Below are 10,721 nucleotides of genomic sequence, written 5' to 3'. Positions count from 1 at the left end.
CTGGTGACGCAGGTGATACCAGTCGTGGTTGCCGTCGGTTTTGTCGAGGTACGGCAGGTCGGTTTTGGTGCGGTCGCTGATGTAGAACAGGTAACCCAGCACGGTCACGGCGTCACGCTGTTTGCCCGACCCGAGCAGTTCACAGACCGGGACATTCAGCGCCTTACCTAACAGGTCGAGCAGTGCAGCTTCAAGCGCTGCCACGGCATTAACACGCAGTTCAAACGTCCATGCGCCTTTGCCAAAATTGTCGAAATCGCTCGCCTGATTTCCCTTGTGAACGCGCTGAACCACTTTGTTCAGACGCGCCACTTCCTGCCCCAGCACCATCGGGATAGCGTCCACCAGCGTCTGGTAAATCACTTCCCCACCCGGTGCTTCGCCAACGCCGGTGTTACCGGCGTTGTCTGTCAGTACTACGATGTTACGTGTGAAATAAGCGTTATGCGCACCGCCAATGTTCATCAACATGCTGTCATGTCCGGCGACCGGAATGACTTTCATATCGGTAATGACGGGGCTTGCTTGCGTACTCATAATTATCGTCCTGTGACGGGTTTCAATTCGATACGTTTGATATCTCCCACCAGGACCAGGTAGCTCAATACAGCCACCAGGGCATGGATACCAACGTAGATCAGCGCGCCGTTAAACGAACCGGTTGAACCAACGATGTAACCGATAGCAATCGGGGTAACGATACCGGAGATGTTACCGAACATGTTGAACAGACCGCCGCTCAGGCCGCTGATTTCCTTCGGCGCAGTGTCAGCCATTACAGCCCAACCCAACGCACCGATGCCTTTACCAAAGAACGCCATGGACATGAAGCCGATGATCATCCATTCAATGTTGGTGTAGTTACAGAACACCATCACCATGGAGAGCAGCATACCCAGCACGATAGGTGTCTTACGTGCGACGTTCAGAGAGCCCGTGCGGCGCATTAACCAGTCGGAAATAATCCCGCCGAGCACCCCACCAGCAAAACCACAAATTGCGGGAATAGACGCAATAAAGCCCGCTTTCAGGATGGACATACCGCGCGCCTGAACCAGGTAAACCGGGAACCAGGTAATGAAGAAGTACGTCAGGGCGTTAATGCAATACTGGCCGAGATAGATACCAATCATCATGCGGGAGCCCAGCAGCTGCTTGATTTGGCCCCATTTTTCGCTGAACGGTACTTTCGCCTTGCCGCTTTTCTGATCCATGTTGATCAGCGCGCCGCCTTCTGCGATGTACTCAAGTTCTTTCTTATTCACCTTCGGATGCTGGTTCGGTTCATAAATCACTTTCAGCCAGATGAAGCTGATAACGATACCCAGACCACCCATGAAGAAGAACACGTGCGACCAGCCCACCTCGTGGGTCAACCAACCCATAATCGGTGCGAAGATAACCGTTGCGAAGTACTGTGCGGAGTTGAAAATCGCAACCGCCGTTCCCCTTTCCTGCGCCGGGAACCAGGCCGCGACTATGCGACTGTTACCAGGGAAGGATGGCGATTCGGCCAGACCCACCAGGAAGCGCAGGGTGAACAGCGCAACAATGATGCCGAAGCCGCTGAAAATATCGACAAACCCTTGCAACAGGGTAAACAGGGACCAGATGAAAATGGACCAGAAATAAACACGTTTAGAACCAAAGCGGTCAAGCAGCCAGCCGCCCGGAATCTGGCCAATAACATAGGCCCAGGAAAACGCGGAGAAAACATAACCCATACCGATAGGGTCAAGGCCGATATCTTTGGCCATTTGTGAACCGGCGATCGACAGCGTGGCGCGGTCACCGTAGTTAAAAGATGTGACGATAAACAGCATCACCACTATCCAGTAGCGAGCATTGGTGCGCTTTTCAGCGCTGCTCGCCGCTTGGCTTAATGTACTCATTGTTGTACTCCCGAAGCATAAATGTTCATGTACATTCATCCGGAACAGGACTACCTGTAGGGGCGAACCGAATGATGTATTTGTGTTTTTTTGCAGTTTTACTGCCGGGCCGCTATTCCCTGCGTACTGCGTTTTTTTAACTTGCGAGGAAAGTATAAAAAGGGGTACCTGAACTCTCACCGTGCAACAACACAACATTGAGTGGTCACGGCATGATGGTTTGTTGCAAAAGCCCAGGGGTGTGGGGAGTAACTCACGGAAATGAAAAGTTGGGGCGCTAACATTTGGTTAAAAGTCAGCCAGTTTTGAATAATGTGAAACGCATCGCTTGACGCAGTGTAAATGCACTTTTACCCCCCCTGCTGAGCAGGGGTTTTTACTGGCAAATGCCCGGTGCTTACTCGATTCAGTTACTGGATAATAGGCTGTGTCGCTATTCTACCGCTTATCGCTAAATAAGTAGGTAGCCCTCCTGTAGGGGGAGGGCCAAACCTCATTTCAACAGCGTCGCCCAATGCTCCACCCATGGGTTGGAAACCGACTCTGGCTCTGGATTTTCACTGGCATCGATCAATAAAACGTCACCCACGCGCTGTGCACTTTGCTCCTGCAATAACGCGTCAAATTGTTTACCGCCGCCGCAGAAATTGGTGTACGTACTGTCGCCCAGGGCAATTACACAATAGAGGAGGGTTGGCTGATAGCCTACCGTATCGCGAATGTACTGAAACAGCGGCACAATACTGTCCGGCAAATCGCCCTGCCCAGTTGTTGACGTCACCACCAGCGCATATTTCTCTTTAAAGGCGTCCCAGTCCGCAGGCTCCGGGTCTTCAAACACCGTCGCGCTGTGCCCCTGTTCGCTCAGAATCACCTGTGCCTCTTCGGCCACCAGCAACGCATTGCCGTACATCGTGCCAACAAAAATTCCGACTTCCGCCATGCTGCTCACTCCTTGCGTTAAACGTGATTCTCGCCATCCTGACCGCACGGCGAGACAAACTCAACCCTTTCATTCTCAGGGAGAAGTCCCTGCCAGCCAAACTGCGACAACGCCCGCATCCAGACCTCATCCAGCCCGGCATGCAGCGTCAACGGTTCACCGGTAAACGGGTGAGTGAGCGTTAACTGACTGGCATGAAGCATCAGGCGGTTACAGCCAAAATGTTCTGCCGCGCTGCGGTTCTGGCGCAAATCGCCGTGTTTGCTGTCGCCGATAATCGGGTGGCGTAAATGGGCGAGATGACGACGGAGCTGGTGCTTACGCCCGGTTTGCGGGTTGAGCTCAACCAGCCCGTAGCGCGTGGTAGGGAATTTACTGGTCGCCACCGGCATTTCGGTTGTCGCCATTCCGCGATACTGAGTCACCGCCGGCTGTGGGCCTTTATCTTCCCGGGCAAATTTGTCCGCGATCTTGTCCAGCTCTTCGACCAGCGGATAATCCAGTACCGCTTCGTCCATCAGCCAGCCGCGCACAATGGCGTGGTAGCGCTTGTGGATTTGGTGCTGTTCAAATTGCTGTGACAAAAGACGCCCCGCCTCACTCGATAACCCCATCAGCAGCACGCCGGAGGTCGGCCTGTCGAGACGGTGGGCGGTAAAGACATGTTGGTCAATCTGGTCGCGGACGGTTTGCATCACCACCACTTTTTCATCCCGATCGAGCCAGCTTCGGTGCACCAGCCAGCCGGACGGTTTATTCACCGCAACCAGCCATTCGTCCTGATAGATAATCTCAAGCATCAGGCGTCGTCTTCCTCGGAGAAGAGCGCGTCGAGTTCTTGCAATTGCACAAGGATGACGTCGCGTGCCGGGTGCGTCGAGTCGAGCGCAATTTCGTAATAAGGGGCAATCGCGAAGGATTCAGGCAGCGGATGCTCGCCATCCAGCAAGGCGTGCATACGGGGAATCAGCACCCATTGCAGCCACTCGAACGGTGCGAGGGTATCCATACAGAAAGGTTGAGTACTGTTGAACACGCTGGCATCCGGCGCAACGGACTGCCACTGATTGTGCTCACGTAACAGCGCCTCGATAAGCTGTAATTGCTGGCGCACGCGGGAAGGAAGCGTCATGAAAACCTCGGATAGCAAACGGACTGGCGCGCAGGATAGCATCTGTGACGAGAAATAAAAAAAGGGAGCACTGTAAAAACAGTGCTCCCGGTTCGTTTCGCAGCAATCCAGCTACTTTTCGTGCTCCCTGCTCATCCATGAAAACTTTTCCTGTGGGTCTCCTGACCCGTGTTCATCCTTAAACTCGCGCATCCTGCCCACACCACCCCGATGTGGATTAGCCTCATCCGTAAAGCGAGTCCTTGATCTTCCTGATCCACCGAACATCCCGACCGGCTCTCGTTCTCCCTCCTGGAGGTGTCCTTTAATGCGATCCTGCATTTTCCACTTTGCTTAATCCTGAAGCCTTTCCGTGAAGCACCATCCTGGTGTATCCCGTTTCGAAACAACATCATCCTGATGTTCGTTTCAGTGTGCGACTCCATGTCGACGGAAATAGAATTACCCATTACGCTTCGTCTTACAAGTGCACCTAAGGCAAATACTTTCCCCGTTTACTATAAATAAACTAAGGTTATTAATTTTAATTAATTGATTTTGATGGATAAGATAAAGTTGGGTGCGAAAGAGACAGGGAAATGATCAGGCAATCTCTCACAAACTCTGTAAGAGATCTCTCACAAGAAAAATAGCAATAAGGATTACAGAACAGGCTCAAGTTGATTGAGGAAGTCCGCAAGATCTGAGGAAAGGACGGTACGCTGGCGGGTTCCCAACGTCTCTTTCACCACTTCGCCGCTTAGATTGCACAGCGAAATCACGTCAATATCGCTGTCCAGCGTGGCAATAAACAGGGTCGGCGAAAGCTTAAGTCTTTTCTGCGTGACCAGGTGCCCAATCAGGTTTTCCTGAACACGCTTGAAATCGTCGGCGCTCCAGGTTTGCAGCAATGTAAGCGTTTCCCCGCGAAACGTTGCGCGCATATCCCCGGCAAACTGTGTGGTATAAAACGCGTGAAGCGCAGGTTGTACCATAATATCCATCGCACGTTCAATCGCGTTTACATTCTGCTCGGGAAAAAACGGCTGCGGCTGCCATGTGACGAGGATATCGGTCGACGAGATAATGCACGGTGAAGGCACGCCATACAGATCTTCACTTTGCGGCCAGGTGCCGTACGACTGCTGCCATGCATCGCAGTAGCGCGTAGTAAACGCTTTCAGGGCAAGGGATATCTCTTTTTCCACCGATTTCTCTCTTCATCTATGCCAGGGTACACTTTGCCTATTAGTGTACCCGTAAATATGGCGATGAAACATGTCTTCCTATGATAACCACCAGGCGCTGTCTGGTCTGACGCTTGGCAAAACCACCGACTACCGCGATCAGTATGACGCCAGCCTGTTGCAGGGCGTTCCCCGCAGCCTGAACCGCGACCCGCTGGGATTAAAACCAGAAAGCCTGCCCTTCCACGGCGCGGATATCTGGACGTTGTACGAACTCTCCTGGCTCAATGCCAGGGGGCTGCCGCAGGTGGCAGTCGGTCACGTAGAGTTGAACTACGCCAGCATCAATCTGGTGGAATCCAAAAGCTTTAAGCTCTACCTCAACAGCTTCAACCAGACCCGCTTCGCAAGCTGGGATGACGTGCGCGCCACGTTTGAGCGCGATCTGAGCGCCTGCGCGCAAGGCGATGTGACGGTTGCCCTGTACCGACTCGATGAAATTGAAGGCCAGCCGATTGCCCACTTCCATGGCAGTTGCATTGATGATCAGGACATTGTCATTGATAACTACGCCTTCGATGCCGATCTGCTCACCGGCGCGGCAAGCGGCAAGGTGATAGAAGAGACGCTGGTCAGCCATCTGCTGAAATCCAACTGTCTTATCACCCACCAGCCCGACTGGGGCTCCGTGCAAATCCAGTACCGAGGCCCGAAAATCGACCGGGAAAAACTGCTGCGCTATCTGGTGTCGTTTCGCCATCACAATGAATTCCATGAGCAGTGCGTCGAGCGCATCTTTACGGATATTCAGCGTTTTTGTCAGCCAGAAAGCTTAAGCGTCTACGCCCGCTACACCCGACGTGGCGGGCTGGATATCAACCCGTGGCGCACCAATACCCCGTTTGTTCCCGCAACCGGGCGTCTGGTTCGTCAGTAATCGCACAATTTTTTGCTATCTGCGAGGGAGATTCCATGCGGCAGGTTGTTAAACGTCATAACCCGAGGCTATTGTAATCATCAGGGAAGATACAATTTTCATCCCGTAAGGAGTTCACTTGATTACACATATTAGCCCGCTTGGCTCGATGGATATGTTGTCGCAACTGGAAGTCGACATGCTGAAACGCACGGCCAGTAGCGACCTGTATCAACTGTTTCGTAACTGTTCACTCGCAGTACTTAACTCCGGGAGTCTGACTGACAATAGCAAAGAGCTGCTATCTCGTTACGAGAGCTTCGATATCAACGTCTTACGCCGTGAACGCGGCGTAAAACTGGAACTGATCAATCCGCCGGAAGAGGCGTTTGTCGATGGGCGCATCATTCGCTCACTGCAGGCGAACCTCTTCGCCGTCCTGCGCGATATTTTGTTTGTGAATGGTCAAATTCACAACGCCGGGCGACTCCAGCATCTCAATCTTGAAGACTCTATCCATATCACGAACCTGGTCTTCTCTATCCTGCGAAATGCCCGTGCGCTGCACGTGGGTGAAGCGCCGAACATGGTCGTGTGCTGGGGCGGGCACTCCATCAATGAAACGGAATACCTGTATGCGCGCCGCGTCGGCACCCAACTGGGCCTGCGCGAGCTGAATATCTGCACCGGCTGCGGTCCGGGTGCGATGGAAGCGCCGATGAAAGGCGCGGCGGTAGGGCACGCGCAGCAGCGCTACAAAGACGGGCGTTTTATTGGCATGACCGAACCGTCGATCATCGCCGCTGAGCCGCCTAATCCGCTGGTCAATGAACTCATTATCATGCCGGACATTGAAAAACGTCTGGAAGCCTTTGTCCGCATCGCCCACGGCATCATCATCTTCCCGGGCGGGGTGGGTACGGCAGAAGAACTGCTCTATCTGCTCGGTATTTTGATGAACCCGGCCAACAAAGATCAGGTATTGCCGCTGATTCTGACCGGGCCGAAAGAGAGTGCCGATTACTTCCGCGTGCTGGATGAGTTTATCGTCAACACGCTGGGGGAAAGCGCACGTCGCCATTATCGCATCGTCATTAACGACCCTGCCGAAGTGGCGCGTCTGATGAAAAAAGCCTTGCCGCAGGTGAAAGAAAACCGCCGCAAAACAGGCGATGCCTACAGCTTTAACTGGTCGATTCGCATTGCGCCAGATTTGCAGGCACCGTTCGAACCGACGCATGAAAACATGGCCAACCTAAAACTGTATCCTGACCAACCCGTCGAAGTGCTGGCAGCAGATCTGCGTCGTGCCTTCTCGGGCATCGTCACGGGTAACGTGAAGGAAGTGGGTATTCATGCCATCGAAAAATACGGCCCGTACAAAATCCATGGCGACCGCGACATGATGCGCCGCATGGACGACTTACTGCAGGGCTTCGTCGCCCAGCACCGTATGAAACTCCCGGGCTCGGCCTATATTCCTTGCTACGAAATCTGCACCTGAACCATAAGGGCGGCCTATGTCGCCCTTTCCTTAATCTCGCCAGCCAATCGTTTGCGTCGCCCTGACACTGCAGATAAACATTCATAAAACCGATATTAATGCTGATAAAACGCTGAAACACGCGAATTAAGCAGGTCTTTTATCACGTTTTAACCCACATACTTTGCTTGCGAATCCCGCCAATGATAGCCTTCGCGACCATAAATTTCATGCAGAGATCCATTTTCAGAGCTTTAACCCAACAATAACCACATTAAAAGTGAATTATTGCATTTGCGATCGGGATCACTGATCCATTCATAACATAAATGTATCGTGCCGCCCGCCAATAGTTACGGGAAGAAATTATAAAAAAACCGTAAAGAAAAGAATTTCGTATTACCGCCGTGTTCTTTGGCATTGGATTTGACCAAACAGCGGCATTACTTCCTCCTGGAGATATTAGATGGAAACGACTCAAACCGGCACCATTGCTTCGATCGAGACACGAAGCGCATGGCGTAAAACGGACACCATGTGGATGCTCGGACTGTATGGCACCGCCATTGGCGCAGGGGTACTTTTCCTGCCAATCAATGCGGGTGTGGGTGGGATGATCCCGCTGATTATTATGGCGATTATCGCTTTCCCAATGACCTTCTTCGCCCACCGCGGTCTTACCCGTTTCGTCCTCTCCGGTAAAAACCCAGGGGAAGACATCACCGAGGTTGTAGAAGAACACTTCGGTAAAGGCGCAGGTAAACTGATTACCCTGCTCTACTTGTTCGCTATCTACCCGATTCTGCTGGTGTATAGCGTGGCGATTACCAATACGGTGGAAAGCTTTATGACCCACCAGTTGGCTCTGACCCCGCCGCCGCGCGCTATCCTGTCGCTGATCTTGATTGTCGGCATGATGACCATCGTTCGCTTCGGCGAGCAGATGATCGTCAAAGCAATGAGCATTCTGGTGTTCCCGTTTGTGATTGCCCTGATGGTGCTGGCGATATATTTGATCCCGCAGTGGAGCACCAGCGCGTTGGATACGCTCTCTCTGAGCAGCGCAAGTGCAACAGGCAACGGTCTGTGGATGACGCTGTGGCTGGCGATTCCGGTAATGGTGTTCTCCTTTAACCACTCGCCGATTATCTCCTCCTTCGCCGTGGCAAAACGCGAAGAGTACGGGGTGGAAGCAGAGCGTAAATGTTCACGCATTCTCTCTTACGCACACATCATGATGGTCCTGACCGTGATGTTCTTCGTGTTCAGCTGCGTACTGAGCCTCTCCACGGCAGATCTGGCCGCGGCAAAAGCGCAGAACATCTCTATCCTGTCGTACCTGGCGAACCATTTTAATGCGCCGGTCATTGCCTGGATGGCACCGATTATCGCCATTATCGCCATTACCAAATCCTTCCTCGGCCACTACCTGGGCGCACGTGAAGGCTTTAACGGCATGGTGATTAAATCCCTGCGCGGTAAAGGCAAATCCATCGAAATCAACAAACTGAACAAGATTACCGCGCTGTTTATGCTGGTCACTACCTGGGTAGTTGCAACGCTGAACCCAAGCATCCTCGGCATGATCGAGACCCTGGGCGGCCCGGTTATCGCGATGATCCTGTTCCTGATGCCGATGTACGCCATTCAAAAAGTACCGGCTATGCGTAAATACAGCGGCCACATCAGCAACATCTTTGTTGTCGTGATGGGTCTTATCGCTATCTCCGCCATCTTCTTCTCTCTGTTCAGCTAATCCCTTACCGCCGTCAGCACGGCGGCGCTTTTCCCCCTGATCTTTTAGCCATGGATACTGCATCATGATCAGCGTATTCGATATTTTTAAAATCGGTATTGGCCCCTCCAGCTCTCACACCGTTGGGCCAATGAAAGCCGGTAAGCAGTTCACGGACGACCTGATCGCACGCGACATGCTGCAAACCGTCACCCGCGTGGTGGTTGACGTTTACGGTTCTCTCTCACTGACCGGGAAAGGTCACCACACGGATATCGCCATCATTATGGGGCTGGCGGGAAATCTGCCGGACACAGTGGATATCGACGCCATTGCTGAATTTATTCAGGACGTTAATACCCACGGACGGCTGCTGCTGGCAAACGGTGCCCATGAAGTGGAGTTCCCGGTGGATAAATGCATGAATTTCCATGCAGATAACTTATCGCTGCATGAAAACGGGATGCGTATCACCGCCCTGAACGGTGAAAAAATCCTTTATAGCCAGACCTATTACTCAATTGGCGGCGGTTTTATTGTTGACGAAGCCCATTTTGGCCAGAGCAATGACGCCCCTGTTGCCGTGCCTTATCCGTACAAATCCGCCGCAGACCTACAGCAACACTGCCGCGAGAGCGGGCTATCCCTGTCCGGTCTGATGATGCAAAACGAACTGGCGCTGCACAGCAAGGCAGAGCTGGAAGCGCATTTCTCCGCCGTTTGGGGGGTCATGCATGGCGGCATCGAACGCGGCATCACCACCGAAGGCGTGCTGCCAGGTAAACTGCGCGTCCCGCGCCGGGCGGCGGCCTTGCGCCGTCTGCTGGTGAGCTGCGATAAAACCACCAGCGACCCGATGGAGGTGGTTGACTGGATTAACATGTTCGCACTGGCCGTCAATGAAGAAAATGCGGCGGGCGGGCGTGTGGTCACCGCACCGACCAACGGTGCCTGCGGCATTGTGCCGGCGGTGCTGGCCTATTACGACAAGTTCATCCGTGAGGTCAATGCTAACTCGCTGGCGCGCTATCTTCTCACCGCCAGTGTTATTGGCTCGCTGTACAAGATGAACGCCTCGATTTCCGGCGCGGAAGTGGGCTGCCAGGGCGAAGTCGGCGTTGCCTGCTCCATGGCCGCCGCCGGGCTGGCGGAACTGCTCGGTGGAAGCCCGACGCAGGTGTGCATCGCCGCCGAAATCGGCATGGAACACAACCTTGGCTTGACCTGCGATCCGGTGGCCGGACAGGTACAGGTGCCGTGCATTGAGCGTAATGCCATTGCCTCGGTAAAAGCGGTCAACGCCGCGCGGATGGCGCTGCGCCGTACCAGCGAACCGCGCGTTTGCCTGGATAAAGTTATCGAGACGATGTACGAAACGGGCAAGGACATGAACGCCAAATACCGCGAGACCTCTCGTGGTGGGCTGGCGATGAAAATCGTGGCCTGCGATTAAT

At 53.4% G+C, this 10,721-nt stretch carries 10 protein-coding genes; 4 read left to right on the top strand and 6 right to left on the bottom strand.

What is annotated here, in order from left to right:
• The 6 genes from ACSZPU_RS01940 to syd all read right to left on the bottom strand — a co-directional run.
• A partial coding sequence (locus ACSZPU_RS01940) for an enolase-like domain-containing protein (protein WP_498994919.1) occupies positions 1 to 537 on the bottom strand: 537 nt, incomplete at its 3' end.
• A 2-nt stretch (positions 538 to 539) separates the two neighbouring features.
• On the bottom strand, positions 540 to 1,892 hold the full coding sequence (locus tag ACSZPU_RS01935) for an MFS transporter (RefSeq protein ID WP_498994918.1): 1,353 nt from the start codon (positions 1,890 to 1,892) through the stop codon (positions 540 to 542).
• A gap of 493 nt (positions 1,893 to 2,385) precedes the next feature.
• Positions 2,386 to 2,835: a flavodoxin gene (locus tag ACSZPU_RS01930; RefSeq protein WP_498994917.1), complete on the bottom strand. Its 450-nt coding sequence runs from the start codon at positions 2,833 to 2,835 to the stop codon at positions 2,386 to 2,388.
• 17 nt (positions 2,836 to 2,852) lie between these two features.
• A complete protein-coding gene (gene truC / locus ACSZPU_RS01925; RefSeq protein WP_498994916.1) occupies positions 2,853 to 3,635 on the bottom strand; it encodes a tRNA pseudouridine(65) synthase TruC in 783 nt (260 codons plus the stop codon).
• Positions 3,635 to 3,967 (bottom strand): YqcC family protein, encoded by a 333-nt coding sequence (locus ACSZPU_RS01920; RefSeq protein ID WP_498994914.1) that lies wholly within the window; start codon positions 3,965 to 3,967, stop codon positions 3,635 to 3,637. Before ACSZPU_RS01920 ends, truC begins: the two co-directional genes overlap by 1 nt.
• A gap of 641 nt (positions 3,968 to 4,608) precedes the next feature.
• Entirely contained in the window at positions 4,609 to 5,154 is a 546-nt protein-coding gene (gene syd, locus ACSZPU_RS01915) for a SecY-interacting protein (protein WP_498994913.1), read from the bottom strand.
• 70 nt (positions 5,155 to 5,224) lie between these two features.
• Here syd and queF point away from each other — a divergent pair, with 70 nt between their 5' ends.
• The 4 genes from queF to ACSZPU_RS01895 all read left to right on the top strand — a co-directional run bounded on the left by queF (position 5,225) and on the right by ACSZPU_RS01895 (position 10,720).
• Positions 5,225 to 6,070: an NADPH-dependent 7-cyano-7-deazaguanine reductase QueF gene (gene queF / locus ACSZPU_RS01910; RefSeq protein ID WP_498994911.1), complete on the top strand. Its 846-nt coding sequence runs from the start codon at positions 5,225 to 5,227 to the stop codon at positions 6,068 to 6,070.
• 118 nt (positions 6,071 to 6,188) lie between these two features.
• Positions 6,189 to 7,553 carry a nucleotide 5'-monophosphate nucleosidase PpnN gene (gene ppnN, locus ACSZPU_RS01905; protein ID WP_498994910.1) on the top strand — a complete coding sequence of 455 codons (1,365 nt, stop codon included), beginning with the start codon at positions 6,189 to 6,191 and terminating at the stop codon, positions 7,551 to 7,553.
• Positions 7,554 to 7,998: 445 nt separating this feature from the next.
• The gene (locus ACSZPU_RS01900; RefSeq protein WP_498994908.1) at positions 7,999 to 9,288 is read left to right on the top strand and encodes an HAAAP family serine/threonine permease; all 1,290 of its coding nucleotides are present in this window, start codon (positions 7,999 to 8,001) and stop codon (positions 9,286 to 9,288) included.
• A gap of 64 nt (positions 9,289 to 9,352) precedes the next feature.
• Complete coding sequence (locus tag ACSZPU_RS01895) at positions 9,353 to 10,720, top strand: L-serine ammonia-lyase (protein ID WP_498994906.1); 1,368 nt, start codon at positions 9,353 to 9,355, stop codon at positions 10,718 to 10,720.
• The last annotated feature ends 1 nt before the right edge of the window (position 10,721 follow it).

It is taken from the genome of Phytobacter sp. V69, from assembly GCF_965644215.1.
Lineage (GTDB): Bacteria > Pseudomonadota > Gammaproteobacteria > Enterobacterales > Enterobacteriaceae > Phytobacter.
This window is presented reverse-complemented; position numbering and strand designations above follow the sequence as displayed.

What these genes read in the sequence shown, in the direction of transcription:
- ACSZPU_RS01935 (WP_498994918.1), bottom strand. Translation starts at nt 1,892, where the DNA reads ATGAGTACATTAAGCCAAGCGGCGAGCAGCGCTGAAAAGCGCACCAAT.
- ACSZPU_RS01930 (WP_498994917.1), bottom strand. Translation starts at nt 2,835, where the DNA reads ATGGCGGAAGTCGGAATTTTTGTTGGCACGATGTACGGCAATGCGTTG.
- truC (WP_498994916.1), bottom strand. Translation starts at nt 3,635, where the DNA reads ATGCTTGAGATTATCTATCAGGACGAATGGCTGGTTGCGGTGAATAAA.
- ACSZPU_RS01920 (WP_498994914.1), bottom strand. Translation starts at nt 3,967, where the DNA reads ATGACGCTTCCTTCCCGCGTGCGCCAGCAATTACAGCTTATCGAGGCG.
- queF (WP_498994911.1), top strand. Translation starts at nt 5,225, where the DNA reads ATGTCTTCCTATGATAACCACCAGGCGCTGTCTGGTCTGACGCTTGGC.
- ACSZPU_RS01900 (WP_498994908.1), top strand. Translation starts at nt 7,999, where the DNA reads ATGGAAACGACTCAAACCGGCACCATTGCTTCGATCGAGACACGAAGC.
- ACSZPU_RS01895 (WP_498994906.1), top strand. Translation starts at nt 9,353, where the DNA reads ATGATCAGCGTATTCGATATTTTTAAAATCGGTATTGGCCCCTCCAGC.